Genomic DNA, 26,852 nt, shown 5'->3' with positions numbered 1-26,852 from the left:
GAAACCTGCTTTGTTGATAGTTTTTGCGGTTCTATAGGTGAACTTTAGCCGCATGTCATACATCCATTTCATTTGTATGGGTCTGCGGCATCACGCAAGCCATCGCCGAGGAAGTTGAAAGCGAGGATGACGAGAATGACCGGGATGATCGGAAATAGCAACCAAGGATAGAAGACGATCACGCTGACGCTGCGGGCCTCGGTGAGCAGGATGCCCCAACTGGTGATCGGCGGACGCAGTCCAAGTCCGAGAAAACTGAGTGCGGTTTCCCCCAGGATCATACCCGGAATGGACAAGGTTGCCGTCGCGATCAGGTGCGACATGAAGCCTGGAACTAGGTGCCGGCCAATGATCCTGCTGCTTTTGGCGCCCATCAATTGCGCCGCCTGAACGTAATCTTCCTCGCGCAACGAAAGAAGCTTGGATCGCACCGCCCTGGCCAGTCCGGTCCAGTCAAGCAATCCGAGGATTGCGGTAATGCCCAGGTAGATCAGCATCGGACTCCAGGTGATCGGCATGATCGCCGCCAATGCCATCCAGAGTGGAATACTGGGGATAGATTGCAAAACTTCGATGACGCGTTGCACAGCGAGATCGAACCAGCCGCCATGGTAGCCAGCCCATCCTCCGATCATGATTCCGAGAGTGAAGCTGATGACAATGCCGATCAATCCGATCGTCAAGGAGATCCGTGCACCGTACAATATGCGCGACAGCACATCTCGCCCCAGCCTGTCGCTGCCCAGCAGAAAGAACTGACCGCCCTCGGCAGGGCAGACAAGGTGCGTGTTGGCCTCGACCATGCCCCAGAACTTGTAGGGATCGCCCGAGCAGAAGAATCGAAGGGGCTCAACCTTGTCGGGATTGTCGGTGTAGACGCGCCGCAGCGTGTCCATGTCCAGCTTCATTTCGCGCCCATAGACGAAGGGGCCCACAAAGCTGCCTTTGTCGAACAGGTGGACCTGTTGTGGCGGCGCGTGAATGAAGTCGACGTTGCGGGTGTGGAGGTTGTAAGGGGCGAGGAATTCGACGATGAGGATCATCAAGTAGAGAATGCCCAGGAAGACCGCGGAAATGACCGCCAAATTGTGCATTCGGAATTTCCACCACATCAACCGCAGCTGCGAGGCCTGATAGACGCGGCTTTGCTCGCCGGTCATCTCCTCGACGGAATAAGGGTCGAATGGCGTGGTCGAAACATAGTGAGACAGCGGGGCGCCTGATTCCGGCAGGTAGGACATTATTTTGTACTCCCACCCTGCAGCCTGATCCGCGGATCCAGAAAGGCGAGTGCAATGTCGGAGATCAGCACGCCGATCACGGTGAGGAAAGCCAGGAACATCAGGAAGGATCCAGCGAGATACATATCCTGGCTTTGAAGCGCCTTGATCAGCATCGGGCCGGTCGTTTCAAGTGACAGCACGATCGCGGTGATCTCGGCGCCGGAAATGATGGCCGGAAGGATGGAGCCGATGTCGGATATGAAGAAGTTGAGCGACATGCGCAGCGGGTATTTGATCAGCGTCTTGAAGGGATGCAGACCTTTGGCGCGCGCGGTGACCACATATTGCTTTTGCAGTTCGTCCAGCAGGTTGGCGCGCAGTCGGCGGATCATGCCGGCCGTGCCGGCGGTCCCGACGATCAGCACCGGTATCCAGACATGCTCCAGAATGGATTTCGCCTTCGCCCAGCTCATCGGCTCGGCCAGATATTTCTGGTCCATCAGGTGGCCGATCGATGTTCCAAACCAGATATTGGCAAAATACATCAGGATGAGCGCGAACATGAAATTCGGTATGGCGATGCCAATCAGGCCCACGAATGTCAGTCCGTAATCGGCCCAACTGTATTGATGGGTCGCCGAATAGATGCCGATCGGAAACGCGATGAGCCATGTGAATATGATCGTAAAGAACGAGACCATGACGGTCAGCCACAAGCGATCGCCGACAACCTCTTTCACAGGCAACTGGTATTCGAAGGAATAGCCGAAGTCGCCGTGCAGCATGCCTGCCACCCAGTAGAAATAGCGCAGCACCGGTGGCTTATCGAACCCGTACTGCTCGCGCAGTTCTTCGATTTCCTGCATGTCGACCGCTTCGCCCTGCGCCTGCAGGTCGGAAACATAACTTTCGAAATAGTCGCCGGGGGGCAATTCGATGATCGTGAACACCAAGGCTGAAATCAGCAGCAAGGTCGGGATCATCGCAGCGATGCGCCAGAGGATATATTTGATCATGACGGCAGGGCTTCCTCGCCAAACCAGAATGTGTCAGGCATGTAGACGCCGAGATAGCTGGTCGGGTCGAAGCCGTAGAGTGCCACGTCCGGTATGTTGCGCAGCCGGGAGGACCGCAATACCGGCTGATGCGTGGCGTTGACGATGCCGATGGAAAAAACCTGCTCCGAATGGATTTTGAGCATCTTCGTCCAGATATCGGCCCTCTCCTCCATGTCGACCGTTTTGCCCCATTGATGCAGCAGGTCAATCAGTTCCGCTGCCTCGGGCAGTTCAGGCGGCTTTCCCTTCTGGCCATTTGACAGGTAGTGGATCCCCCAGACGGGCCATTGCAACTGCTCATCGCCGGTCGGGGCGAGCTCGGCCGGACTCATGTCGGCCGTCGGAATGCCGTTATCGAGCCCGGACCACATCGACATCATGATGCTGCCGCCCATGGCCCTGCTGCGGAAAACGTCACGCTGCGAGGTCTTGATGAAAAGCGACACGCCGATCGCCCGCCAGTGATCCGTCACGAGCTGCAGAATATCGGTCTCGAGCGTGCTCTCTCCGGCCGTCTCGACGACAATTTGGGCGCTCCTGCCATCAGGCAGGAGCCGGAGGCCGTCGTCATCCCGCGCAACCAGGCCGGCGGCATCCAAAAGCGCATTGGCCTGCTCCGGATCATGCGTGCTCCAGGCAGTCTTGTATTCGGGCCGAAACAGCGGACTTTCAGGCAAGACGGCGTCGGCGCTCTCGGCTGCAAGTCCGTAGAAGACAGCCTTGTTTATCTCCGCCCTGTCGATGGCGAGCGACAGGGCCCGTCTGACGCGAACATCCTGGAAAATCGCTCGCCAGACGGGATCGGTGCAGTTCAAATTTGGCAGCAAGGTCACCCTGGAGCCCTGGGTGCGTTTCCAGAGACTGACCTTGACAGGATATCGTTTCTCCGCGTCCTTCAGAAAGGCATAGTCTGCGAAGTCGATGCCATTCGACTGCAGGTCGCTTTCTCCGGATCCGGTCTTGGCCGCGATGATTTCCGACGAACTCACATTCAGGATGACCTGGTCTATGTATGGCAGTTGCAGGCCGTTTTCATCGACACGGTGGAAGTACGGATTGCGTTCGAAGACGAATTGTTCGGCTGGGGGAGCGGTGGTGTTGCGCCAGGGATCCAGCGTTGGCAGGTCAGGATTCTCGGGCCGATAGCTGCGAGACATCTTCAGATGCAGATCGGTCCATTTTTTCGCGCGATACTGCTTGACCAGCGAGGAGAGCCGAAAGCTGTCCTGATACTGCTTGTGGAACATCTTGAGGTAGGCGGAAGGCAGGACGATCACCAGTGGCTGTGGCGCGGCCAGCTTGGGCAAGAAATCGGGATTTGGTGCATGCCAGGTATAGCGCACGGTGAACTTGTCCAGGACTTCAAAGCGCGGTGCCTTGCCATCGACCATGAGTTCTCTGGGCAGGCCGCCGCGTTTGAGGTCCTTGTTCAGATAGACATCTTCCCAGCAATAACGGAAATCCTCGGCGGTCAGGTCATTGCCATTCGACCATCTGTGGCCTTCGCGAATCCGGAAGGTGAAGATCCGATCCTCGATCGTCTCGTAGCTCTCAAGAATATCGGCATGCATTGCGAGCTTTTCGTCGTAGCCGACCAGCCTTGCATAGCCGTTGATTGTCATCAGCCGGATGTCCTTCTGGCCGCCGATCAAGGTGCGTATCACGCCGCCATAGTTTCCGGGTTGTCGCCCCATCGCCGCCAGGTTGATGACGCGCGGTGTTTTTGGCAATCGATCAGAGATATCCGGCAGGGCGGCTGCGCGCAGTTTCTCCCAGAGGAAGTCCGGCTCTCGCGACCGTGCGCTGACAAGCCCGGGAATACTACTGCAGGCAAGCATGCCAAGGATGGTTCGCCGCTTGATCAAGGTCGTAACTCCCTGGCATCGACGTTCCTGCGCGCAAGCACCAGATGTCCTCCACCAAGGTCAGCCGCCGCAAGGCTGCTGACATCGCCGTCGTCACGGAACTGCGTACCCCAGTTGCGTTTGTCGGATGCGCCGCTTGAAATCAGGCTGGCAAAGTCAAGCGGGCGGTCGAGGTCTGGAAATGGCACGGCCGCAAGCAGGGATTTCGTATAGGGGTGCACCGGCGATTGCATGAGCTGATTGCGCGGGGCGAGTTCGACTATCCGTCCGCCGCACATAACAGCGATCCGGTCGGCCATATAATCGACAACCGCCAGATTGTGCGAAATGAAAATGTAGGTAAGGCCGAGCTCCTTCTGCAAATCCTTCAGCAGATTGAGGATCTGGGCCTGCACAGACACGTCGAGCGCTGAAACCGGCTCGTCGCAGATCACGATTTCCGGCCCGAGGGCGAGGGCGCGGGCAATACCGATGCGCTGGCGCTGGCCGCCAGAAAGCCCGTGCGGATAGCGGTTGAGGTAACGCCTGTCCAATCCGACTGCCGCCATGAGCGCAGCAACTTTTTCCGAACGGGATTTTGCATTGCCGCGATCATGGATTTCCAATGGCTCGCTGAGAATGTTTTGAATGGTCATTCTGGGAGACAATGAAGAGACCGGATCCTGAAAGACCATCTGTATCTTCGTCCGCAGTTCCTCCAGTTCATGGCCGCTTGCCGCAAGGACATCAATCTGCTGTCCGTCACTGCTATTGAACATGACGCCACCGGAATTCGGGGTGATGGCGCGCATCAGAATCTTGCTGAGCGTGGTTTTGCCGCAGCCGCTTTCGCCCACCAGTCCGAGGCATTCACCGCGCCGCACGTCAAAACTTACGTCGTCGACCGCGCGTGTCAGGTTCGCATCGCTCTTTCCGAACCAGCTGGAGCTGCGTGCGGAGAAGGATTTTACGACATTGCGAACAGACAGGATTGTTCCCGACTGGCTTTCGGCATCGACGGTCCGCTTTTCCAGAAGGTTGCTGACGTTGACGGGCACTTCACGCAGCGACTTGAGCCGTTCGCCCCGCTGCATGTCGAAATGCGGCACGGCTGACATGAGCCCTTTCAGATAGGGGTGGGCAGGCCGGCGGAAAATTGTCTCGACGGGGCCGGCTTCCATGATCTCGCCGTGATAAATGACCACGACCTCGTCGGCCACATTCGCCACGACGCCCAGATCATGGGTGATCAGAAGCATGGCCATATTGAGCTTGGTCTGCAGTTCGCGCAACAACTGCAGAATCTGTGCCTGGATCGTCACGTCGAGCGCCGTCGTCGGTTCGTCGGCGATCAGCAGGGAAGGGCGGCAGATCAGCGCCATGGCGATCATGGCGCGCTGGCGCATGCCGCCCGACAACTCGAACGGATACATGTCGAACGCACGGGAAGGTTTGGCAAATCCCACCAGGCCGAGCATTTCCTCGGTACGCTCTCGTCTCTCGTCCTTCTTGTATTCCGAGTGAATTGTCAGGACTTCGGAGATCTGGTTGCCGATTGTATGGAGCGGCGACAACGAGGTCATCGGCTCCTGGAAGATCTTTCCCATGCGATTGCCGCGCAGGGCGCGAATCTGTGCCCCATCCCGCGGCAGGCTCAGGATATCGACCGGTCCGTTGCCGTTGACCGTGTCGTTGAACAGTATTTTGCCACTGACCGATGCGATCTGCGGGAGAATTCCCATGACGGCCTGGCTGATCACCGATTTGCCCGAGCCGGACTCACCGACCAGCGCCGTCACCTTGCCTGGCAGAACACGCAACTCGGCTTTCTTGACCGCTTCGATTTTCCCACCGAGCAGGGAGAAGGAGATGTTGAGATTTTCTATCCGTAAGAGATCGCTTCCACCGATCATGCCAGCAGGTTCTCCGGGTTACTCGATTACAATCGCCTGCGCGAAACCAAAAGCTATCCCACTGCCGCGCGCGCGTCTATGAGCACAACACACTTTATTCAAACATTGCTGTGGTACGCGAATCTTTTCTACGCGCCCGATGTCGGGACTTTGCCGTCGGATCATTTAATCATGGCGCATGCTGCGCCGTCGCCGAGCACGGCCTCACAGTTCGGCGAGCGGCGGAAGTCGTCATAGTACATGGACCATGCACCTGCGCCGGCTGCGCGATAAGGCCCAAACTTGAAGTACTGGTTCTTGCCGAGGCCAGGATCGCTGTGGCCAATATGGCCCTTGATGGTCTTGATCCATTTGCCGTTTGCGAAGATTTCAATGTGGCCGTCGCCGCCGGGGCCGGGTTTGGTCATGACTGCAAAATCAATCCAGCCGGAATCTGGGGTGGGAAGCGGGTTGCCCCGATCGATCACGGTAATCTTGTCGCTGCACGAGTTGAATCGGGAGCCATCCTCTGGCGTCCAGTTGCTGTCGGTCGCAACGAGGGCGCGCATCTGGTTGGTATCTGGGCGGAGCCAAACGGCGGCCTGGTTGTCGGAGCAGGTTGCAGCTGTGTCTTCCGGTCCGGTGCGGGCGCCTGCAACATAGTTGGTTTCGACCGTGAAGAAGAGCTTGCCCTTTTTCAACCGGATCGCCAGAAAGGGGCTGAAATCGCCCTTTGCGTCCGGGCCGACCTCCCGCTTCCATTGAGCGATGAGGTAGCGATGGTCATCCTGCGGTATGGGATCGGCGAACTTGACCGCAAATCCGTACCAGACAGCCTGGTCGTAGGGCACGCGCAGAGCCGTCTTTTCCCAGATTTCCGCCCGTTCGCTGCAGCCATCGCGTATCGCCGCGCAGTTTGGCTGCACAGTCAGCTTCAAGGCGCCTCGACCGGAGCGTGTTACTGCGCTCTGGAACTCGACTGTTCCGGCGCGCTGCTCCTCGTTGTCGCGATAGTACAATCCACCGGCAGCAGAAAAGCTGTCTTCGTCGAAGCCGTCGGTGAGAGTGGTATTCAGTGGATCTGCTGTTGCGGGAGTGGTGCCTAGTAATGACGATAGAAGCGAGACCGTTGCCAAAGTCTTTGTCATCGAAAGAAATTTTCCCCAAGTCTTTGTTGTTGCCGTCCCCGAGAATTTCGATAGAGGAGCATAACCTGCTCGGCTTCCGAGCCAACATCCGTCCGGGCTATTTCCGTCGACTCGATATTGGTCATCTTCATATTTTCTTCGCCGGGCGTCAGTACCGTCACCTTGGTTTCCACCCCGCGCAGCTTCTTTGCGCCCAATGTTACCCAGTCGCCGCCGCAATATGTGGCGAATGCCTGGCTGGCGATGATCGGATGGGCGTGCGTTTTCGTCAATCCCTCCAAGCGCGAGACTTCGTTGACCGCGCCGCCAAATGCCGAAAATGTGAGGCGATCCTTTAGGCCGACATTGCCGAACATCACATTGCCCATGTGCAGGCCGATTCCGTAGCGAATTTCGCCCAGGCCATTTTTCTTTCTTCGCCCGTTCATTTCGGCCATGCGAGCCGTGGCCTGTCTCACCGCCGCCATCGCCGCCCGCGCAGCAGTCTGGGACGGCTCGCGATGTCGACCGCAGGGGTAGACGGCGAGGAATCCATCGCCCACGAAGCTGAGGATTTCTCCGCCATTCTTGTTGAATGGCGCCGCGATCGCATCGAAGAACTCGTTCAACGTATCGATATAGACTTGGCGGCCGGCCTTTTCCGCCAGGATCGTTGATTGCCGCATGTCGCCCATCACCAGCGCGGCGCGAATGGTTTCCCCGTCTCCACGCCGCACCTGGCCGGAGAGAACGCGCTTTCCGGCATTGCCGCCGAGATAGGTGGTCACCATGTTGTCGGCGAGTTTACCCAGAACGGCCATTTTCGCGGCGACAGCCAGGCTATTCTGGATTTGCAGCAACGCTTCGATGATATTGTCGCCGAAGCCTCCCGGCAGGTCCGTGGACCAGGATCCCAGCATGCCCTGGTTGGTGCCTTCGCCAAAGGCATGCACGAATGCGAGGTAGTCGGTGACGCCCATGTTTTTCAGGTCTTCGAAAACCGTGAATTCCGCCGGCGCAGTCGGGTCGATCTGCCGGCGCATGTGCTGGAGATTGTTGGTCAGCAGGTAGTAGTAGGGGCTGTTGAGAAATCGATTGGTGTCCTGTTCGTTGGCAGATGCGCGAAAGCCCTCGACGCTCATGCCTTTTCCACGTATCCAGGTAAAGCCAAGCGCATCGTAAAGCGGATGCAACATGGAGAAGCTGAGATGCACGCGCACCAGCGGCACACCAGCCGCAGCGAGCCTTTCGCAAAAGCCCTTGATCAGATCTTCGAGATTTGCACCATTCAGCGCAGATTGCTGCAGCCAGTTTGAGACACGGTTAAGCAACGTCTCGGAGACATTTATACGGGGCAAACTCATGGTCTTTTCGATCTTTCCATCACATGTCGCTTCGGGCCGGCGACGCAGGGGCGTACGGATCGCATCCCGCGAATTGGTAGGAATATAGTCTGAATCATCAGCAAAACCAGATTAGCTTGCGTAATTGCCTTGCAACATCGCCGGGCTGATTGCCCGAAACGGTGCGGCGCTTGACATCGGGTCCGCAAAATTCTCAATAGGGCTCAACGTCATCAATTCCAGAGTCCATAGTTTGACTGTCACTGCGTCGCTACACGAATCCCTCCTTTCAAGAATTCAGACGCGCAGCGCCCGCGCCGGCGTGATTGGTCTCGGCTATGTCGGGTTGCCTCTGGCGATGGCGATTGCCAGCAATGGATTTTCCGTCACAGGATTTGATGTCGACCCGGAAAAGATCGTCAAGATTGCGGATGGGCATTCCTACATCGAAGCCGTTCCGGCGTCGCTCTTGTCCGAGCACGTCCGGGAAGGCAGATTTCGCGCCACAGTCGATTTTTCCGAGCTGTCGGACTGCGATATCATCATAATCTGCGTGCCGACCCCGATTACCAAGCACCGGGCGCCGGACCTTTCTTACATCGTCAAGACCTGTGAATCGATCGCGAAATCACTGCGAAAGGGTCAGCTGGTCGTTCTGGAATCGACCACCTATCCCGGAACCACCGATGACGTGGTTCGATCGATCCTGGAGAAGACCGGGCTCAAGTCCGGTCAGGACTTCTTTCTTGGATTTTCACCAGAGCGCGAAGATCCGGGCAACCGCGATTTCAAGACCTCGAACATTCCCAAAATCGTCGCGGGTTCGGGCGAGCAAGCCTCCCGGTTGCTTGTCGCCTTCTATGGTGCCGTGGTGACCACAGTGGTGCCGGTATCGTCCACGGCGACCGCGGAGGCCGTCAAGCTCACCGAGAACGTTTTCCGGGCGGTCAACATCGCCTTGGTCAATGAACTCAAGGTGGTCTACGAGGCGATGGGCATAGACATCTGGGAAGTGATCGACGCGGCAAAGACAAAACCCTTCGGTTACATGCCCTTCTATCCCGGACCCGGGTTGGGTGGCCATTGCATACCGATCGACCCGTTCTATCTGACCTGGAAATCCCACGAATACGAGCTGCCCACCCGCTTCATCGAGCTCGCCGGCGAAATCAATTCGGCAATGCCGCGCCATGTCGTGGACCGGCTTGCCGAAGCACTCGACATGCGGCTCGGTCAAGCGCTCAGCCGATCGCGCGTGCTTGTCGTCGGGCTCGCCTACAAGAAGAACGTGCCCGACATTCGCGAAAGCCCATCCTTGAAGCTGATAGAGTTGATCGAGGCCCGCGGCGGAACGACCAGTTATCACGATCCGCATGTGGCGTCGGTCCCGGCGACGCGGGAGTACTTGAATCTGAAAGGCCGGCTCTCGCTGGAGCTGACAGAGCAGACGGTCACCGGTTTCGATGCCGTCCTGATCTCTACGGACCACGACCAGATCGACTATGCGGCACTGGCCGGCTGGTCGAAACTGATAGTCGATACCAGAAACGCATTTGGCCGCCGCGGGATAGCCGGCGACCATATCGTCAAGGCGTAGCGGCGGCGGTGGCAACCAAAGAGGCGGACTTGCTTTTCAGCCGCATGGCTGCCAGGGCGTAGCCACCGGCCGCGCCATCGACGAAGTGCATGTGGTCGTGGCTGAGCGGCGTCAACACGAGACACGTCATCAGCGCGGCATCCTGTCGATGCAGTCCGTAACGGCAGATGCCGGCATTGGCGGCCGCCTCCAGCCGTGCCTCTATCTTTCGAAGGCTTTCGGCATCGACATCGATGGTCATCTTCAGCCCGTCATCGAACTTTCGGAAGTCCGTGTTCTGAGCGGTCTCACGCTTGTAGAGTTTCGCATCGAAGGTTCCGAACTTGAGGTTGAACCGGAACAGGAAATAGCCCAGGCTGGTCACAGCGTAGATGAAAAGCTTCCGCCAGAGCCGTTTTTGTGCCGGTGCCGACGCCCTTGCTTCCCACTCCATGCCGACGCTGGAAAAGCCCGCAGCTGGTCCGTCGGCGGGAATCGGGTGGCCGCCGCGTTCCTGTCGGCTTGCCAGGGCAACGACGTCGGCAATCAGACTTGGGAATGCAGTGCCGTCGCCGGGTTGATCGGGCACCGCGATGATCGAGACGATTTCTCCATGGCGCGACGGAATAGGATTCCATCGGCAGGACAGTCCAGTCAGGTCCGGCCGCGTCGCGGCCGGCGCCGGTTCGACGCTATAAAGGTTCTCCTTCATCCGGGATTCCGCCCAGCTTGCTCCTCCGCCGGCGAACATGGCATAGGACACTTCGTCACTCACCCTGAACCGAGCGACGCGTACATCCAGCCCGGCGGCGCGCACATCCGTGACCGGCACGATCGCGGCGCGCATATCGAGACCGAGCTCTTCCTTGACCCAGGTCCGTACCGCCGCCATTGCCGTGCGGGCTTTTTCAAGACCGGAGGCCGGAACGGCAACCAGCGCTCCATCGCCACCAAAAACAAAGGGCAGATCCTGTTGGCCCAATGTATTGAGCACGGCGGATATGATGCTCGCGCCGGCCATGTTGACCGCCTTATAGCTTCCAGCTTCGATGGCGCCGGTGGAATTGACGATATCGCCCGTCACCAAACCCCAGTCTTCGGGCAACGGACGATAGTTTTCGATGTCGGTTACGCCTTCGAATTCTACGAAGACCGGGACGCTACTGAAGAAAGTATCGTTGTTGCCGCTAGCCATGCAGGCAAACTAGCATGATCGAGGCAGTGGTGCGATGAGACTTTGAGGGCTGTTTGGCAAAAAAGGGCAGTAAGCTGCTGCCTGCATGGACAGGATCCCGGGAGCGTCATGGCAGGAGCAGCACGTCGAACTGCCGTTCCTTTATGGGGATGTCGCGCACTTTCATCTGCATATGCGTGTCTTCGAGGAAAACCCGGCAATCCTCATAGAATTCCGCGATGCTCTCGACGAACCGAGCGGCCTCCTCCGGTCCATAGAGTTCCGGCGTGAATTCAGTGTAAACGGGAATTCGGCGTTCCAGCAGGCTGCGCATCGAGCGCATCACGACGGGTTCGTATCCCTCGATATCCATCCAGACGAGTCCGATATCATCGATCGATACGCCGGCTTCTTCGAGGATGCGCGTCACGGGCTTTACCGGCACAGTAATGCTGACATCGGCCGGGCTGCGGCGCGACATACCGCTTCTTCCGTGGTTGCTCTGGTTCTGGAAGAACTCGATTTCGCCCTCGACTTCGCCCGCCGCACAGTTGACCGCGGTGATGCCGGTTTCGATGCCGTTCTGGAGGATGTTGGTCTGCAGAAGTTTGATATTGCGGGGATCGGGTTCAACGCTGACGATGTGGCTGAATGTCCGGCTAAGGGCGAAATAGACTGTATGGGTGCCGATATTGCCACCAAGTTCCAGCAGTACTTTGCCATCCATGGACAGCCCGCGTTCCCTGAGGATGACTAGAAGCCGCGTCACGTGATCCCTGTCGTAGTGGCCCTTGCGGAAGATTTTTCTTCCGATGTAGTCGCCCGGCGAGAATGTCATGATGTGGTCGCCGCAATCGACGGTCATGGACAGCGTACGGGCTCCGATCCCGTGGACCAATATTTTGCGGCCGAACCTTGTGTCGAAAAAACGTGTCGCCAGCTTGTCGCGAGCTTTGCGGAGATAACGTCTCAAACTGTTCATTCGCAACCACGGTGCTCTCGTTATACCAGAGCCGCTATTACAACGATTTAGCGGAGCGTGTCACGCCGGCTGTCGACTTTGATACGGTGCTCGTATAAGCATTGGCGAGCATCATTCAGGCAGAGCACAACCGATCCATGAGCCGACTCGACAGTTTCATACGGCGCCTGTCCGCCCAGCGCGATATCCTCAACGAAATCCGTGATCAGGTGGCAGCACTGCCGGGAGACATACTCGAGCTCGGGCTCGGAAACGGTCGAACCTTCGACCATTTGCGGGAGCTTTTCCCGGATCGCAGGGTCATTGCATTTGATCGCATGGCACGGTCGTTTCAGGCCTCCACACCCGATCCGAGCAATATGGTGGTGGGTGAGATCAGGGATACGATCCTGGATTTCATGGGCGGCAACGCGGCACTCGTTCACGCCGACATCGGTACCGGGCACGACGATCTGGATGCGATAACGCTGACATGGCTGCCGGACAGTGTTGCCGGTGCGCTTGCTCCGGGTGGTTTTGCCGTCAGCGGGTTGCCGCTGGAACATCCCAAGCTGGTTGCCCTGCCGGGACTCGATAGCGTGCCATCGGGCCGCTACTTCCACTATCGACGGATAGCTGTCAGCTAATTCCGCAGCGGGTATGAACGGAATTACGTCTTCGGTTTTTTCGCCAGCGCATCTTTCGATGCGATGGCGTTGTTTGCTCAAGTGTCGGGCATGGTGCCAATCCGGGCCGCGAAGCGGCCCGGAATAGCTAGCATGCTTAGTCCTTCTTGACCGTGCGGTAGAAGACGAAGTCAGGCAGGGCGCCGTTGACATAGCCATGCACCTTCGGCGACATCGCGATCTGCAGTTCGGCCTGGAACATGACGATGATCGGCGACTTGGCCTGAACCTTCTTCTGAAGGTCGACATACATCTCGTTGCGCTTGTTCTGGTCGGGCTCTGCGAGAGCCGCCTTGGTTTCGTCGTTCAGCTCCTTCGGCACGGCCCAGGCATTCCGCCAGGTCGTGGTCGACTGATACTTCTCGTCCGAATTGTCTTCGTTGAAGGCAAAGGCGTGCGCGTTGGAATCCGGGTCCATGAAGTCAGGGCCCCAATAGAGCAGCATGCCCTGATGGGTACGGGCGCGATACTTGGTGATCACCTGACCGCCGGTACCCGGCAGGATTTCGAACTCGATGCCGCCCTTGGCGAAGGATGCCTGCAGCGACTGCGCGATGTCGGTGAACGGCGCCGAGTTGATGACGTCGAGCGTTACCTTGATTGGTGTCTTGATGCCGGCGTCGGCAAGGATCTGCTTGGCCTTTTCCGGGTTGTAGCTATAGGGGTTCTCGTCGTAGGAGCCCGGAAAGCCCTTCGGCCAGAAGGCCTGGTGGACATTCATCTGACCCTTCAGGAACGAGTCGGTCATTCCCTTGTAGTCGACGAGGTAGCGGGCAGCTTCCCAGACGGCTTCCGGCTGCAGTGCTTCGGCCTTCTGGTTGAGGCTGAGGAAGTGCACGGCCGCCTGCGGATAGGTCTCGACCGTGATATCCTTGAGGCCGGCGATCTGGTCGGGCGTCAGGTTCTTGGCCATGTCGACGTCGCCGGACTGCAGCAGCAGCTGCTGGGTTGCGGACTCAGCCACGTGACGGATGATGACAGACTTTACAGCCGGCGCACCCTTGAAATAATCCGGGTTGGCGTCGAGCGTCAGCATTTCGCCGGCGCGATAGGTGCGCAGCTTGAACGGGCCGGTGCCGGCGGAGTTGGCGTTCAGCCATGCATTGCCGAAATCGCCGTCCTTTTCGTTTGACTTGACGGTTTCCGCATCGATGATCGAGCCCGGGCGGGCAGCGAGCACGTTGAGCACGAAGGCGGAAGAGAAATCGCCTGTGAACTTGATCGTTACGGTGTTGCCGTCAGCCTTGACCATGTCGGCGATGTTGTCGGCGGTCCAGCCCAACTGGGTCAGGATAAACGCCGGCGCCTTGTTGAGCTTGACGACGCGGGTCAGCGAATAGACCACGTCCTCGCCGCGCAGCGGGTTGCCGGAATGGAACTTCACACCCTCACGCAGGGTAAAGGTGATGGTCTTGGCCGCTTCGTCGGCGGTCCACTTTTCAGCAAGGCCCGGGCTCAGCTTGGAAAGATCCTCGGCCTCATACTGCACCAGCCGGTCATAGACCTGGGTGACGTATTCGCCCGACGAGAATTCATAGGCTTCGGCCGGATCGATCGCGACGATATCGTCGATGTTCTGGGCCACGACGAGGATGTTCGGGGGCGTCTCAGCCTTTGCGGCGAGAGGCGCGAACGGCATCGCGAGTGCTGCGGCAAGCAGTGCCGCTTTGAAGAGCTTCATTTTTAGTCCCCCTTTTTCAACAAGGTCGGTTTCATGTCCGTCCGCCATGTGGCGCAACGGCTATCCTATACGGATGGTTTGTCGTTGCCGGTGCGAAACATCGCCAACGTGCCAGCCCAGAAGAGCTTGGCGGGTTTTTCGGAATTGTTCTTCCAGGCGTGCGGACGGTTGCCACGAAAATGCAGGCTGTCGCCGGCACGCATGACGAATTCTGCGTCATCGACGCGCTGGCTGATCTCGCCTTCGAGAATGTAGAGGATTTCCTCACCTTCGTGGCTGACCATTTCGGAACGGTAGCCGGGAGGCACGGTAAGTATATACGACGAGAGCGTGCTGCCGGGAAATTCGGCGCCGAGTCGCTCATAGACGATCGAAGATCCGTTGATCGAGAATTTCGGTCGCTGCTCGGCACGGCTGAGCGCCTCTTGAGCACTCGGGGCGGCAATAAAGTATTCCACGCCGACGTCGAGCGCGCGCGAAACCTGGGTCAGCGTGCCAAGCGAAGGCGTTGCCTGATCGCGTTCGACCTGGCTGAGATAGCCGACGGATACGCTTGATGCCGCGCCGAGATCGGAAAGCGTCATTTTCAATTGTTGCCGCCGCGCCCTGATCAGGGCGCCGACCTTTGGCGTTCCCGTGGTCTCTTTTTCGGCTGCTGAATCTGGCAAAAAACTTTTTCTCCCACAAAAATTTTTTTGATATAAGCAAATAAACTTGCATCCTCCAAGCATATTTTTATGCTTTAGGGAATGTCGGCCGGCTAATCACGCCGATACATGGGGAAAAATTTGTGAGCACAGTTGATGCAATACCGCCGGGTAACGCCATGGGCGACCCGCGCAACAGCCGGACTTCGGCTGAATACTGGCCATTCCTCCGTGGTTTTCTCGGTTTCGTCCTGACAGTGGCCTTGACGTTTCTGGGCCTGCTGGCAATCACCTTCTTCATCGGCCGGGTCGTGCCAATCGATCCGGTTCTTGCCGTGGTCGGCGACCGCGCCCCGCCAGCGGTTTACGAGAAAGCGCGTCTGGCGCTCGGTCTCGACAAACCCTGGATCGTGCAATTCGCCAATTATGTCTGGAACATCCTGCACGGCGATTTCGGAACTTCGGTTTCCACCAAGAACCCGGTGATCGAGGATCTTGCCCGGGTCTTCCCCGCGACGCTTGAAATGGCAACCCTCGGGATCATCATCGGTGTGGTGATCGGTGTGCCGATGGGCGTGATCGCGGCCAGCCGGCAGGGGTCGTGGACCGACCAGGTCATCCGCGTGCTCGGTCTTCTCGGCTATTCCGTGCCGGCCTTCTGGCTGGGTCTGGTCGGGCTTGCGCTGTTCTATGCAAAGCTGAAACTGGTCGGTGGGCCGGGCCGCATTGATATCTTCTATGACGGACTCGTGCCGCCCGTCACGGGGTTGCTGCTCATCGACAGCCTGATTGCCGGCGACACTGACGTGTTTTTCAATGCCATCAGCCACATCATGCTGCCGGCTTTCGTGCTCGGCTTCTACAGCCTCGCCTACATTGCCCGCATGACCCGCTCCTTCATGCTGGACCAGCTTGGGCAGGAATATATCACCACCGCGCGCGTCAAGGGCGTGCCTGAATGGCTTGTGCTGTGGCGCCACGCGTTCCGGCCGATCCGGGTGCCGCTGATTACCGTGATCGCGCTTTCCTATGCGGGGTTGCTGGAAGGCTCCGTCATGATCGAAACCGTGTTTTCATGGCCAGGAATCGGCAACTATCTGACATCCGCCCTGCTCAACGCCGATATGAACGCGGTGCTGGGATCGACGCTCGTCATCGGTGCCGTTTTCATCTTCATCAACAAACTGTCGGACGTCCTTTACCGCGTCCTCGACCCGAGGGCACGCTGATGTCTGCGACACGCGAATGGTTGCTTGACGAATTTCCAAACTCCCGGCTGCAGGCCGATGTCGGTCGGCTGTACAGGACCCTGCTGGCACTGGCCCGCAATCCGCTTGCGGTGGTCGGCGCGGTGATCATCGTAGTGCTGATCGTGACCGGCCTGTTTGCACCGTGGATCGCGCCCTATGCGTCTGACGGCCAGGACCTGGCAAACCGGCTCGCGGCACCGGGTTCGACGCACTGGATGGGCACAGATGAGCTCGGCCGCGATATCTTCTCGCGCATTGTTTATGGTTCGCGCATCACGCTGACGATCGTGCTCCTCGTCGCTGTCATCGCCGCGCCACTCGGTCTGGTGATCGGCGCCGTCTCCGGATATGCCGGCGGCTGGGTAGATCGGATCCTTATGGGAATCACCGATATCTTCCTGTCCATGCCCAAGCTGATCCTGGCGCTTGCTTTCGTAGCGGCGCTTGGCCCGGGCATCGAAAACGCCATCATCGCCATCGCGATTACTACCTGGCCGGCCTATGCCCGCATCGCGCGCGCCGAGACGCTGACCTTTCGCAATTCGGAATTCATCGCCGCGATCCAGTTGCAGGGGGCTTCGGCCATCCGTGTCGTGCTTCGCCATATCCTGCCGCTCTGCACGTCTTCGATGATCATCCGTGTCACGCTCGACATGGCCGGCATCATCCTGACGGCGGCCGGTCTCGGCTTTCTCGGCCTTGGTGCACAGCCGCCGCTGCCGGAATGGGGCGCGATGATTTCGCGCGGCCGCACCTTTATCTTCGATCAATGGTGGGTGGCGACCATGCCCGGCATTGCGATCATCGTTGTCAGCCTCGGCTTCTGCTTCCTCGGCGACGGCCTGCGCGATGTGCTCGATCCCAGGCAGGGAGAAAAGAAATGAGCCGCCCCATTCTCGAAGTCGAAAACCTGCGCGTCACGTTCCCCAGCATCCGGGGCGATGTGGACGTCGTCGGCGGGATCTCGTTCACGCTCGGCCGCGAGCGGCTCGGCGTCGTCGGCGAGAGCGGTTCGGGCAAATCGATGACCGGCCGCTCCATCCTGAAGATGGTGCGTGCACCGGGCAAGGTGACGGCGAGCCGTATGTCCTTCGACGGCATCGACCTCATGGCCCAGAGCGAGCGGCAGATGCGGGCGATCCGTGGCGCGCGCATTTCCATGGTGATGCAGGACCCGAAATTCTCGCTCAACCCGGTGATGACGATCGGCGAACAGATCGCCGAGGCGCTGAGAATCCATACGAAACTGTCGGGCCGCGACATCCGCAACCGCGTCTTCGAAATGCTTGAAGCGGTGCAGATCAACAACCCCGCCCATGTCTATTCGCTCTATCCGCACGAGATTTCCGGCGGCATGGGCCAGCGGGTGATGATCGCCATGATGTTGATTCCGGAGCCCGATCTGCTGATCGCCGACGAGCCGACATCGGCACTCGACGTCTCGGTGCAGGCCGAGGTGCTCAACATCATCGACGATCTCGTCAAACGCCGGGGCATGGGCCTGATCCTGATCAGCCACGACCTGGCACTGGTGTCGCGCTATTGCGACCGCATTCTCGTCATGAATGGTGGCAAGGTCGTCGAGGAATGCGAGGCGTCGAAACTCTCCGAAGCGCAGCATCCCTATACGCGCGGCCTGCTGGCCGCCATGCCGCGCATGAACGAAACCCGCGATGAGCTTCCGGTTCTCGCCCGCACGCAAGGGGCACGGACATGAGCGCGCTCAGCCTGAAAAACCTCGACATTTCCTATGGGCCGTCGAGGATCACCCATGACATCACGTTCGATGTCGCTGCTGGCGAGAGTTTTGCGCTGGTCGGCGAAAGCGGTTCGGGCAAATCCACCGTGCTGAAGGCAGTTGCTGGGCTCGCGACGGAATGGACCGGTTCCATCAACATGCTGGGCAAGCCGGTCCATCACCGGATTTCGCGCGACATCGCCCGCCAGTGCCAGATGGTCTTTCAGGACCCCTATGGCTCGCTGCATCCCAAGAAAACAATCGACGCCACGCTGACCGAACCGTTGATCATTCATGGTATCGGCGATCGCGGCGCCCGCGTCGAGGCGGTTATGGAGGCGGTCGGTCTCGACCGGCGCTTCCGCTTCCGGTTTCCGCACCAGCTGTCGGGTGGCCAGCGGCAACGCGTGGCGATTGCCCGCGCGCTGATGCTCGAGCCGAAGGTGATGCTGCTCGACGAGCCCACCTCAGCACTCGACGTGTCGGTGCAGGCCGAAGTGCTCAACCTGCTGAAGCGGCTGAGAAAAGAGCGCGGGCTCACCTATGTGCTTGTGACGCACAATCTGCCCGTCGTTTCCTTCCTCTGCGACCGGCTGGCAGTGATGCGCAAGGGGCGGATCGAGGAGATCGCCGATGTCGCCCAGCTTAAGGCGGGCAATCTCGCGTCCGAGTATGGACGCGCACTCTATGCTGCCAGCTTTGGCGGTATCAATCTGTAATGCGAGATAACGAAATGCCTGATCTTGAGCGCGCCCGTGCCGAATTCGACGCAGCCCTTGGGCGTGCTGAACACGCCGATCAGGCTTTCGCCGCCTTGCAGGCGCTGACCGAAGAGGTGGTCGGTGCAAAGCTGTTTACCGTGATGACGGTCGACATGGCCGCGGGTGTCGCCCGTCGCGCCTATTCCAGCGATGCACGGAGCTATCCGGCGTCGGGCACCAAGCCGATCCATTACGATGCGTGGTTCAAAGGCGTTAGCGAACAGCGTGTTGCTTTCGTTGCCAACACGCTGGCCGACATTGCTAAAGTATTTCCGGATTATGAGCTCATCGGCTCGCTGGGGTGCGGTTCTGTCATCAACCTGCCGATCTTTATCGATGACGTGTTTGTCTGCACTGTGAACATGCTGCATGAAGAGCATTACTACACTGAGGATCGGGTCGCGTTGGCCAAGACCTGCCTGGTCCGGGCCGCAGAACAACTGATGAGACGGGCAACGAAGAAACCCGGCTTGTAAGCGCGGGAACCTCGGCCCGGCTGAAATACCTGCCACTCGTTTCCCAGATGCTTCGGCCGCTCTGGCGATCTGCTGCGGCAAGCAATCGCCCACGTGGGTATCAGCCTTGATTTTCTTTTCTTATCGCGACGGGAACTGGTGCAAACAGGAAGCTGGAACGGGCAGGGCGATTCTATCTTATGCTTGCGCGACAGCCATGTCGGCAAGCCTTTGCAGGAGCAGGCGTGATGCTCTGGAAATGAATTGTACGGGACGTTTTTCATGACTGACTATCGGACGTTGATCGATGACGAAACCTGGGCGTTTATCGATCGCACCAATTCTTTTTACCCGCCGGATACGATCGATTACACGATAGACCAGCAACGTGAGGTCTATAACAGAATGTGCCGGGAGTTTTTCACCGGCTATCCCGATGGCGTGACGGCTGAAACCAAGTTCATCAAGGCCGCGGAAGGCCACGAAATTCCGATCCGTCACTATCGCGCCGAGCAAAATGCCCCACAGGCCGTGGTGCTCTATTCTCATGGTGGCGGTTTCGTTGTTGGCGGGCTGGAAAGCCACGACGATGTCTGCGCCGAGATTTGTCATCGGACGGGCTATGACGTCGTTTCGGTCGACTATCGGCTTGCCCCGGAGCACAAGCATCCTGCCTCGTTCAACGATTGCATGACGGCATTCAACTGGGTGGCCGGCACCTTCGATCTGCCGATCGTGCTTGCAGGCGACAGCGCTGGCGGCAATCTTTCGGCTGCGGTCGCCCATCACACCCGCAGCCACCCACGCAAGCCGGTCGGCCAGATGCTGATCTATCCCGGTCTCGGGGGCGATATCACCCGCGGTTCGTACGTCACGCATGCGGAAGCGCCGATGCTGACCATGCGCGATCTGGTCTTCTACAAGGACATCCGCACCGGCGGGAAGGACCATTCCCGCGATATATCCTATGTGCCGCTGTCGGATCCTGATTTCAGCGACCTGCCACCCACGATTGTCATTACCGCGGAATGCGACCCCCTGTCATCAGACGGCGAAGCCTATCGCGACGTGCTGCTCGCTGCCGGTGTAAAGGCGTGGTGGCACGAAGACGCGGGCCTGGTGCACGGCCACCTCCGCGCCCGGCATTCCGTTGCACGGGCGCGCGAAAGTTTTTCGCGTATCGTCGAGTCCATCAGGACTCTGGGCAGCAAGGAGTGGGGCCACCCGCTTCCAGCTGAGGTCAATCCAGGAAGGCAGTAGCCTTCATCGTCGCCGGTATCTCCACGCCCAGCCGCTTGAGGATGGTCGGCGCCAATTGCAACTGGTCGAGGAGCACGTCCTCGGCCGGTCCCTTGCCTTCACCGAAGTAATAAAGCGCGAAATCCTGTTGCTCGTCGGCGTGGCCGCCATGGTGGCCACGCGGCGATTGGCCGTGGTCGGCGCAGACCATCACCTCGTAGCCGGCCTTGCGCCAGCGTGGCAGGAAAGCCGCCAGCTGCGCATCCATGACGAACAGCGCCTGGTCCATCTCATGCGTATCGTGGCCGAAGCGATGGCCCATGGAATCGAGCGTGCAGGTGTGCAGGATGCCGTAGTCGATGCCGAAGCGCTCGGTCAGCATTGTCAGCGTGGCAAAGAGATCGGTGTCGCTCGGCGTCATCTGGTTGATCAGGTTATAGCCGTGCATTGTGTGGAACCGGCCATGGGTGATCGGGCTGCCGGGCTCGTCATATTCGAGGTCACGCACCAGATCGAAAGGATAGCGGTTGAAGAATTCGGACCAATAGGAATGGGTCACTGCACCGGTCTTGCCGTCGGCCTTGCTGACTTCGGAAAAGATATCCGGCTGGGAAACCCGGAACCGGCCCTCATTCGAAAGCACGCCGTGCACCTGTGGCGGCACGCCGGTATGGATCGAAGCATAGCAGCAAGCCGAGGTCGAAGGCAGCACCGAGCGCATTTTCCACACCTGAGCATCGCCATGTGTGACCCACCCCTCCAGATTGCCCATCAAGGTGCGAAAGTTGCGATAGGGAACGCCATCGAGGATGATCAGCAGCAGCTTGGTCTTGAGTGTCATAAAGTACTTCCTCCGCAATCGGATTATTTATAAGAAGGAGCCGCAATGCCCCTGGAGTGAGGAGCATTGCGCGCAGCAACAATCAGCAGGCAAACGGCTAATTCCCGGCGCTTGCCATCTTCCGTCCGGCGATGGCTTTTTCCAGCCAGCCGATCTCCATTTCCGGCACGGATGACAGCAGCAGGTCGGTGTAGTCGTCGTATGGGGGCGTCAGGACCTTGCTCTTCGATCCGTATCGGACGACATTGCCCCGGTGCATCACCGCGATGGAATCGGCGATGGACTTCACCGTTGCCAGATCGTGGGTGATGAAGAGATAGGCGACCTGCTCGACTTTCTGCAGGTTGAGCAAGAGCTTGAGAATGCCGTTCGCCACCAGCGGATCAAGCGCGCTCGTCACTTCGTCGCAGATGATCAGCTTGGGTTTGGCGGCAAGGGCACGCGCAATGCACACCCGCTGCTTCTGGCCGCCCGACAACTCGGCCGGATAGCGGTCGATGAAGCCCTTTCCCATCTCGATTTCCTCGAGCAGTTCGAGGACCCGCTTCTGGCGTTCTGCGCCCCGGAGGCCGAAATAGAACGTCAGCGGACGCCCGATGATCGTGCCGACCGTGTGGCGCGGGTTCATCGCCACATCGGCCATCTGGTAGATCATCTGCAACTCGCGCAGGTCATTCTTGCTGCGGTCGGAAAGCTTGCGCGGCAGCTTGCGGCCGTCGAAGCTGACTTCGCCGTCGCTTGGCGGCAGAAGGCCGGTGATGGCGCGCGCCAGCGTCGATTTGCCTGAACCGGATTCGCCGACGACGGCCAGCGTCTGGCCGGGATGGATATCGACCGACACATTGTTGAGGACGCGCAGGATGCCCCGGCCATAGGACGCCGTGACGTTCTTAACCGACAGGATCGGCTTGGATCCCGGCTGCTTCTCCTCATGCTCGATATGGTGGACGGAAACCAGCGCCTGGGTATAGGCCTGCTTCGGCTCCTTGATGATCTGGTAGGTGCTTCCCTTCTCCACCATCTTGCCGTGGCGTAGCACCATGATGTCGTCGGCGACCTGTGCCACGACAGCCAAGTCGTGCGTGATATAGAGGGCGGCGACGCCAGTGTCGCGGATCGCATCCTTGATGGCCGCCAGCACGTCGATCTGCGTCGTCACGTCGAGCGCCGTGGTCGGCTCGTCGAAGACGATGAGGTCCGGCTCCGGACACAACGCCATCGCTGTCATCACACGCTGCAACTGGCCGCCGGAGACCTGATGCGGATAGCGCCGGCCGATATTTTCCGGATCCGGCAGGCTGAGTTTTCTGAACAGGGCAATTGCCCGCTTTTCGGCTTCGGCACGGTTGGCCACGCCATGCTTGAGCGCGGCTTCCACCACCTGGTCCATCAGCCGCTGGGCGGGGTTGAAAGCCGCTGCTGCCGATTGCGCGACGTAGCAGACTTCCTTGCCGCGCAGCTTGCGGATGCCATTGCGGCCCTGTTTGAGGATATCGCGACCGTTGAGGATTACCTCCCCGCCGGTTATGCGGACGCCACCGCGGCCGAACCCCATGGACGAGAGGCCGATGGTCGATTTGCCGGCGCCGGACTCGCCGATCAGTCCGAGCACCTTGCCCTTTTCGAGGGTCAGCGACACGTCATCGACGATCAGGACATCCTTCGGCTGCTCGCCGGGAGGATAGACGGTCGCCTCGATCCGGAGGTTGCGAATATCGAGCAAGGTATCAGCCATTTCCGCGCCCTCCCTTGAGATCGGTGGTCCGGTTGAGAATCCAGTCGGCGACCAGGTTGACCGAGATGGCAAGTGCTGCGATCGCGCCGGCCGGGATCAGGGCTGCGGGGATGCCGAAGACGATGCCGTCCTTGTTTTCCTTGACCATGCCGCCCCAATCGGCAGCGGGGGGCTGCACGCCGAGACCGAGGAAGGAAAGAGCGGAGAGAAACAGCACCGCATAAATGAAGCGCAGGCCGAATTCAGACACCAGTGGCGAAAGCGCGTTCGGCAGGATTTCGGCGAAGATCACCCACCACTTGCCTTCGCCGCGCAGTTTCGACGCTTCGACGAAATCCATGACGTTGAGATCGACGGCGACGGCGCGTGACAAACGGTAGACGCGAGTGGAATCGAGCACGCCCATGACCAGGATCAGCGTGGCCAGGGTCGAAGGCAGAACCGATAGGACGACCAGTCCGAAGATCAGCGTCGGGATCGCCATCAGGAGATCGACGAAACGCGACATGACCATATCGAACCAGCCGCCGACGACCGCGGCTGCAAAGCCGAGAATCGCTCCCATCGAGAAGGAAAGCAGCGTCGCCAGCACGGCGATGAAAATCGTCGTCTGGGCGCCGTAGATCATCCGCGACAGCAGATCGCGGCCGAGATTGTCTGTGCCGAGGGGAAATTTCGCCGACATCGGCTCCCACACGCCGCCGGCAATCTCGCCGAGGCCATAGGGGGCAATGAGTTGCGCGAAAATCGCCACCAGCAGGAAGAGAAGGGTGACGACAAGCCCGATGGCCGCGCCGGGCGGAATGCGTTTGATATCAAGCATGATGCGCCCTCACTTCGGATGCCTGAGGCGAGGATTGGCAAGGATCGCTGCCACGTCTGCCACCATGTTTAGGAGAATGTAGACCGCCGCGAAGATCAGCCCGACAGCCTGGACCACCGGTACATCGCGCTTGGCGACGTGGTCGACGAGATACTGGCCCATGCCGGGATAGACGAAGATCACCTCGACCACCACGACGCCGACCACGAGGAAGGCAAGGTTGAGCATGACGACATTGATGATCGGCGCGATGGCATTCGGCAGGGCATGTTTGCGGATGACCTCGAACGCTGTCAGGCCCTTGAGTTCGGCGGTTTCGATATAGGCCGATTGCATGACGTTGAGGATCGCGGCACGCGTCATGCGCATCATGTGAGCCAGCACCACCAGCGTCAACGCTGTGGCCGGCAGCGCAATCGCCTTCATCTTCTCGAGGAAGGGCATGCCGTCATAGACTGTCGAAATGCCCGGGAAAATCTGGAATTTTACCGCGAGGAAATAAACCAGCAGATAGCCGATGAAGAATTCCGGCACCGAGGTCGAGGCAAGCGCGAGGCCCGAGATCAGTTTGTCGACCGGGCCGTTGCGGTAGCGCACGGCGGTCAGTCCGAGAATCACGGCAAGCGGAATGGAAACGGCCGCGGCCCAGAAGGCCAGGAACAACGTATTCCACAATCGCTCCTTGATCGAGCTGGCGATGTCCAACTGGCTGGTCAGCGATGTGCCGAGGTCACCGTGCAGGATGCCCCAGAGCCACCTGAAATACCTGACATAGGCCGGGTCGTTGAGGCCGAGCGATTCACGCAGGTTGGCAAGCGCCACCGGCGTTGCCGATTGCCCCAGGATCGATTGTGCTACGTCACCTGGCAGGATCTGTGTGCCGGCAAAGATCAGCACGGACACTGCGAACAGCAGGAGGATGCCCAGCGCGATGCGCTGGGCGAGAAGTTTCAGGATGGGTATGGGCATGAGCTCAGAACCGGGCTCAAGCCGTCAGCCAGCATTTTGATAGCGCGTAGCCGCTCATCTGTTCCCCGTTGTAGTCCGACACCCAACCACCGACCTGCGGGCCGGTAGCGTCGATGAAGTCGTTGAACATCGGAGCGATGACGCCGCCCTCATCGCGGACGATCGTGCCCATGTCGGCATAGAGCTTCTTGCGCTTGTCCGTATCGAGTTCGGCGCGGGCCGTAATCAGCATCTTGTCGAACTTTTCGTTGAAGAAGCGCGTGTCGTTCCAGTCGGCCTTGGAGTAGTAGGCCGTCGAGTACATCTGGTCTTGGGTCGGGCGGCCGCCCCAATAGGATGCGGAGAACGGCTGCTTGTTCCAGACTTCCGACCAGTAACCATCGCCAGGTTCGCGCTTGATCTCGACGGTGATGCCGGCCTTGGCAGCGCTCTGCTGGAAGAGTTGGGCAGCGTCGATAGCGCCCGGGAAGGCGACGTCGGAGGTGCGGAACAGAACCGACCCCGAATGGCCCGACTTCTTGTAGTGGAAGGCAGCCTTTTCCGGATCGAATGTACGCTGCTCCATTTCGCTGAACAGCGGGTAGGACTTGTTGATCGGCGTGTCGTTGCCGACCGAGCCATAGCCCATCAGGATTTTCTGGACCATCTCTTCACGGTCGATGGCATATTTCAGAGCGAGCCTGAGGTCGTTGTTGTCGAAGGGGGCAGTGTTGCAATGGGAGATGAAAACGTAGTGTCCCTTGCCGGCGATGTTCTGGATCGTGATGCCCGGTACGCGCTTGATCAGATCGACGATCTTCGGTTCGACGCGGTTGACCATGTGCACCTGGCCACCCTGCAGTGCCGACATGCGGGCTGTGGCGTCGTTGATGACGATCATTTCGATCTGGTCGGCATGGCCGCGATCATCGCGCCAGTAGTTGGCGAATTTCTCGCCGACGAGACGGACACCGACATTGTTTTCGGCGACCTTATAGGGGCCAGTGCCGATACCTGCCGTCGGGTTATCCTTGCCGCCATTCGGCTGGATCATCAGGTGGTAATCGTCAAGCAGGAAGGGCAGATCGGCATTGGCTTCCTTCAGGCTGATGACGATGTTCTGACCATCGATCGAGAGCTTGTCGATGCCCTGCATCAGGCCGAGGGCGCCGGATTTTGACTTCTCGTCCGAATGGCGCTCCATGGTGGCGAGCACGTCGGCCGGGGTCAGATCCTTGCCGTTGTGGAATTGCACGCCCTTGCGGATCTTGAACGTCCAGACCTTGGCGTCCTTCGATGCACCCCATTCCTCGGCAAGTGCCGGCTGGGCTACGCCGTTGCCGTCGACCTGCACGAGCTGTTCGGCCCATTGGCGGCCGAAGCCATAGGGAACCTGGCTCTGCCAAGTCGCGGGATCAAGGCTGTCGGTTGCCGAGCCGCCCTGCATGCCGGCCTTCAGGATGCCGCCCTTGACGGGGCCTTCCGCCCGCACGGCAGTGGCAAGAAGGCCGTTGGCGAAGACTGTGCTCGCGCCCAGCGCCGCTGCGCGGCCCAGAAAATCGCGGCGGCTGAGCTTACCCGATGCGACGCGGCGGCTGAGATAGGAAAGTTCGTCGGTCATTTGGTTCCCCTTGTTTTTAGGCTAGACCATGTAATGGAGTTTCAGCTCCATTGCCCTGATCGCGGATAGTGTTATCCCCAGCCTCAAGGGGCGATCCTATCTACGCCATTCGCTGTTGCAATACCGAAAAGGTGTTGTGTCAGATCATAAGATGATCTGGGCTTCGGCTGAGATTTGAAGGCCGTGGCTCAAGAAAGCCGTTGACTATCGAAGCCAATTCGGTCGGCGC

General features: G+C 59.1%; 23 protein-coding genes. 8 read left to right on the top strand and 15 right to left on the bottom strand.

Annotation, left to right across the window (positions count from 1 at the left end; all coding sequences use genetic code 11):
* Positions 1-68 precede the first annotated feature (68 nt).
* The 6 genes from JJB09_RS16580 to JJB09_RS16555 form a co-directional block, all read right to left on the bottom strand.
* Positions 69-1,241 carry an ABC transporter permease gene (locus JJB09_RS16580; RefSeq protein WP_201660480.1) on the bottom strand — a complete coding sequence of 391 codons (1,173 nt, stop codon included), beginning with the start codon at positions 1,239-1,241 and terminating at the stop codon, positions 69-71.
* Positions 1,241-2,239 carry an ABC transporter permease gene (locus tag JJB09_RS16575; RefSeq protein ID WP_201660477.1) on the bottom strand — a complete coding sequence of 333 codons (999 nt, stop codon included), beginning with the start codon at positions 2,237-2,239 and terminating at the stop codon, positions 1,241-1,243. The genes JJB09_RS16580 and JJB09_RS16575 overlap by 1 nt, the downstream gene beginning before the upstream one ends.
* Positions 2,236-4,146, bottom strand: coding sequence for an ABC transporter substrate-binding protein (locus JJB09_RS16570; protein ID WP_201660474.1), 1,911 nt, complete (start codon positions 4,144-4,146; stop codon positions 2,236-2,238). Before JJB09_RS16570 ends, JJB09_RS16575 begins: the two co-directional genes overlap by 4 nt.
* Positions 4,143-6,038 carry an ABC transporter ATP-binding protein gene (locus JJB09_RS16565; protein ID WP_201660471.1) on the bottom strand — a complete coding sequence of 632 codons (1,896 nt, stop codon included), beginning with the start codon at positions 6,036-6,038 and terminating at the stop codon, positions 4,143-4,145. The genes JJB09_RS16570 and JJB09_RS16565 overlap by 4 nt, the downstream gene beginning before the upstream one ends.
* 161 nt (positions 6,039-6,199) lie before the next feature.
* Entirely contained in the window at positions 6,200-7,165 is a 966-nt protein-coding gene (locus JJB09_RS16560; protein WP_201660468.1) for a polysaccharide lyase family 20 protein, read from the bottom strand.
* Positions 7,162-8,508: an adenylate/guanylate cyclase domain-containing protein gene (locus tag JJB09_RS16555; RefSeq protein ID WP_201660466.1), complete on the bottom strand. Its 1,347-nt coding sequence runs from the start codon at positions 8,506-8,508 to the stop codon at positions 7,162-7,164. Before JJB09_RS16555 ends, JJB09_RS16560 begins: the two co-directional genes overlap by 4 nt.
* Positions 8,509-8,740: 232 nt before the next feature.
* Here JJB09_RS16555 and JJB09_RS16550 point away from each other — a divergent pair, with 232 nt between their 5' ends.
* The gene (locus tag JJB09_RS16550; RefSeq protein WP_201660463.1) at positions 8,741-10,084 is read left to right on the top strand and encodes a nucleotide sugar dehydrogenase; all 1,344 of its coding nucleotides are present in this window, start codon (positions 8,741-8,743) and stop codon (positions 10,082-10,084) included.
* On the opposite strand, the gene JJB09_RS16545 is transcribed toward JJB09_RS16550, so the two are convergent.
* Both JJB09_RS16545 and JJB09_RS16540 read right to left on the bottom strand, forming a co-directional pair.
* Positions 10,074-11,258 carry a DUF3095 domain-containing protein gene (locus JJB09_RS16545; RefSeq protein WP_201660461.1) on the bottom strand — a complete coding sequence of 395 codons (1,185 nt, stop codon included), beginning with the start codon at positions 11,256-11,258 and terminating at the stop codon, positions 10,074-10,076. The genes JJB09_RS16550 and JJB09_RS16545 overlap by 11 nt on opposite strands.
* A 106-nt stretch (positions 11,259-11,364) precedes the next feature.
* Positions 11,365-12,243: an FkbM family methyltransferase gene (locus JJB09_RS16540; protein WP_425523740.1), complete on the bottom strand. Its 879-nt coding sequence runs from the start codon at positions 12,241-12,243 to the stop codon at positions 11,365-11,367.
* Positions 12,244-12,356: 113 nt separating this feature from the next.
* On the opposite strand from JJB09_RS16540, the gene JJB09_RS16535 reads away from it, so the two are divergent.
* Positions 12,357-12,845, top strand: coding sequence for a class I SAM-dependent methyltransferase (locus JJB09_RS16535; protein ID WP_201660456.1), 489 nt, complete (start codon positions 12,357-12,359; stop codon positions 12,843-12,845).
* Between the two features lie 136 nt (positions 12,846-12,981).
* Here the strand turns inward: JJB09_RS16535 and JJB09_RS16530 are convergent, their stop codons facing one another.
* Positions 12,982-14,565 (bottom strand): ABC transporter substrate-binding protein, encoded by a 1,584-nt coding sequence (locus tag JJB09_RS16530; RefSeq protein WP_201660453.1) that lies wholly within the window; start codon positions 14,563-14,565, stop codon positions 12,982-12,984.
* Between the two features lie 65 nt (positions 14,566-14,630).
* Positions 14,631-15,233: a helix-turn-helix domain-containing protein gene (locus JJB09_RS16525; protein WP_246748759.1), complete on the bottom strand. Its 603-nt coding sequence runs from the start codon at positions 15,231-15,233 to the stop codon at positions 14,631-14,633.
* Between the two features lie 158 nt (positions 15,234-15,391).
* On the opposite strand from JJB09_RS16525, the gene JJB09_RS16520 reads away from it, so the two are divergent.
* The 6 genes from JJB09_RS16520 to JJB09_RS16495 all read left to right on the top strand — a co-directional run bounded on the left by JJB09_RS16520 (position 15,392) and on the right by JJB09_RS16495 (position 20,676).
* Positions 15,392-16,441 (top strand): ABC transporter permease, encoded by a 1,050-nt coding sequence (locus tag JJB09_RS16520; RefSeq protein ID WP_201660943.1) that lies wholly within the window; start codon positions 15,392-15,394, stop codon positions 16,439-16,441.
* The gene (locus JJB09_RS16515) at positions 16,441-17,346 is read left to right on the top strand and encodes an ABC transporter permease (RefSeq protein WP_201660447.1); all 906 of its coding nucleotides are present in this window, start codon (positions 16,441-16,443) and stop codon (positions 17,344-17,346) included. Before JJB09_RS16520 ends, JJB09_RS16515 begins: the two co-directional genes overlap by 1 nt.
* Positions 17,343-18,179 (top strand): ABC transporter ATP-binding protein, encoded by an 837-nt coding sequence (locus JJB09_RS16510; protein ID WP_201660445.1) that lies wholly within the window; start codon positions 17,343-17,345, stop codon positions 18,177-18,179. Before JJB09_RS16515 ends, JJB09_RS16510 begins: the two co-directional genes overlap by 4 nt.
* On the top strand, positions 18,176-18,919 hold the full coding sequence (locus JJB09_RS16505) for an ABC transporter ATP-binding protein (protein WP_201660443.1): 744 nt from the start codon (positions 18,176-18,178) through the stop codon (positions 18,917-18,919). The genes JJB09_RS16510 and JJB09_RS16505 overlap by 4 nt, the downstream gene beginning before the upstream one ends.
* Before the next feature lie 14 nt (positions 18,920-18,933).
* A complete protein-coding gene (locus JJB09_RS16500) occupies positions 18,934-19,437 on the top strand; it encodes a GAF domain-containing protein (protein WP_246748758.1) in 504 nt (167 codons plus the stop codon).
* A 261-nt stretch (positions 19,438-19,698) separates the two neighbouring features.
* The gene (locus JJB09_RS16495) at positions 19,699-20,676 is read left to right on the top strand and encodes an alpha/beta hydrolase (protein WP_201660440.1); all 978 of its coding nucleotides are present in this window, start codon (positions 19,699-19,701) and stop codon (positions 20,674-20,676) included.
* Here JJB09_RS16495 and JJB09_RS16490 read toward each other — a convergent pair.
* From JJB09_RS16490 to JJB09_RS16470, 5 genes are all read right to left on the bottom strand, one after another.
* Positions 20,657-21,496 carry an alkaline phosphatase family protein gene (locus tag JJB09_RS16490; RefSeq protein WP_201660437.1) on the bottom strand — a complete coding sequence of 280 codons (840 nt, stop codon included), beginning with the start codon at positions 21,494-21,496 and terminating at the stop codon, positions 20,657-20,659. The two genes, JJB09_RS16495 and JJB09_RS16490, sit on opposite strands and share 20 nt — an antisense overlap.
* Before the next feature lie 97 nt (positions 21,497-21,593).
* A complete protein-coding gene (locus JJB09_RS16485) occupies positions 21,594-23,231 on the bottom strand; it encodes an ABC transporter ATP-binding protein (RefSeq protein ID WP_201660435.1) in 1,638 nt (545 codons plus the stop codon).
* Positions 23,224-24,054, bottom strand: a complete 831-nt coding sequence (locus tag JJB09_RS16480; protein WP_201660432.1) for an ABC transporter permease — start codon at positions 24,052-24,054, stop codon at positions 23,224-23,226. Before JJB09_RS16480 ends, JJB09_RS16485 begins: the two co-directional genes overlap by 8 nt.
* Positions 24,055-24,063: 9 nt before the next feature.
* The gene (locus tag JJB09_RS16475) at positions 24,064-25,023 is read right to left on the bottom strand and encodes an ABC transporter permease (protein WP_201660429.1); all 960 of its coding nucleotides are present in this window, start codon (positions 25,021-25,023) and stop codon (positions 24,064-24,066) included.
* 16 nt (positions 25,024-25,039) lie between these two features.
* Positions 25,040-26,623 (bottom strand): ABC transporter substrate-binding protein, encoded by a 1,584-nt coding sequence (locus JJB09_RS16470; protein WP_201660426.1) that lies wholly within the window; start codon positions 26,621-26,623, stop codon positions 25,040-25,042.
* Between the last annotated feature and the right edge of the window lie 229 nt (positions 26,624-26,852).

Origin of the sequence: Phytoamicus setariae (genome assembly GCF_016722925.1) — a bacterium.
Taxonomy (GTDB): domain Bacteria; phylum Pseudomonadota; class Alphaproteobacteria; order Rhizobiales; family Rhizobiaceae; genus Rhizobium_E; species Rhizobium_E setariae.
This window is presented reverse-complemented; position numbering and strand designations above follow the sequence as displayed.

Coding starts and splice junctions, on each gene's coding strand:
- JJB09_RS16530 (WP_201660453.1), bottom strand. CDS start 14,565: ATGAAGCTCTTCAAAGCGGCACTGCTTGCCGCAGCACTCGCGATGCCG.
- JJB09_RS16535 (WP_201660456.1), top strand. CDS start 12,357: ATGAGCCGACTCGACAGTTTCATACGGCGCCTGTCCGCCCAGCGCGAT.
- JJB09_RS16475 (WP_201660429.1), bottom strand. CDS start 25,023: ATGCCCATACCCATCCTGAAACTTCTCGCCCAGCGCATCGCGCTGGGC.
- JJB09_RS16565 (WP_201660471.1), bottom strand. CDS start 6,038: ATGATCGGTGGAAGCGATCTCTTACGGATAGAAAATCTCAACATCTCC.
- JJB09_RS16555 (WP_201660466.1), bottom strand. CDS start 8,508: ATGAGTTTGCCCCGTATAAATGTCTCCGAGACGTTGCTTAACCGTGTC.
- JJB09_RS16575 (WP_201660477.1), bottom strand. CDS start 2,239: ATGATCAAATATATCCTCTGGCGCATCGCTGCGATGATCCCGACCTTG.
- JJB09_RS16485 (WP_201660435.1), bottom strand. CDS start 23,231: ATGGCTGATACCTTGCTCGATATTCGCAACCTCCGGATCGAGGCGACC.
- JJB09_RS16495 (WP_201660440.1), top strand. CDS start 19,699: ATGACTGACTATCGGACGTTGATCGATGACGAAACCTGGGCGTTTATC.
- JJB09_RS16560 (WP_201660468.1), bottom strand. CDS start 7,165: ATGACAAAGACTTTGGCAACGGTCTCGCTTCTATCGTCATTACTAGGC.
- JJB09_RS16515 (WP_201660447.1), top strand. CDS start 16,441: ATGTCTGCGACACGCGAATGGTTGCTTGACGAATTTCCAAACTCCCGG.
- JJB09_RS16500 (WP_246748758.1), top strand. CDS start 18,934: ATGCCTGATCTTGAGCGCGCCCGTGCCGAATTCGACGCAGCCCTTGGG.
- JJB09_RS16520 (WP_201660943.1), top strand. CDS start 15,392: ATGGGCGACCCGCGCAACAGCCGGACTTCGGCTGAATACTGGCCATTC.
- JJB09_RS16580 (WP_201660480.1), bottom strand. CDS start 1,241: ATGTCCTACCTGCCGGAATCAGGCGCCCCGCTGTCTCACTATGTTTCG.
- JJB09_RS16470 (WP_201660426.1), bottom strand. CDS start 26,623: ATGACCGACGAACTTTCCTATCTCAGCCGCCGCGTCGCATCGGGTAAG.
- JJB09_RS16505 (WP_201660443.1), top strand. CDS start 18,176: ATGAGCGCGCTCAGCCTGAAAAACCTCGACATTTCCTATGGGCCGTCG.
- JJB09_RS16545 (WP_201660461.1), bottom strand. CDS start 11,258: ATGGCTAGCGGCAACAACGATACTTTCTTCAGTAGCGTCCCGGTCTTC.
- JJB09_RS16490 (WP_201660437.1), bottom strand. CDS start 21,496: ATGACACTCAAGACCAAGCTGCTGCTGATCATCCTCGATGGCGTTCCC.
- JJB09_RS16510 (WP_201660445.1), top strand. CDS start 17,343: ATGAGCCGCCCCATTCTCGAAGTCGAAAACCTGCGCGTCACGTTCCCC.
- JJB09_RS16480 (WP_201660432.1), bottom strand. CDS start 24,054: ATGCTTGATATCAAACGCATTCCGCCCGGCGCGGCCATCGGGCTTGTC.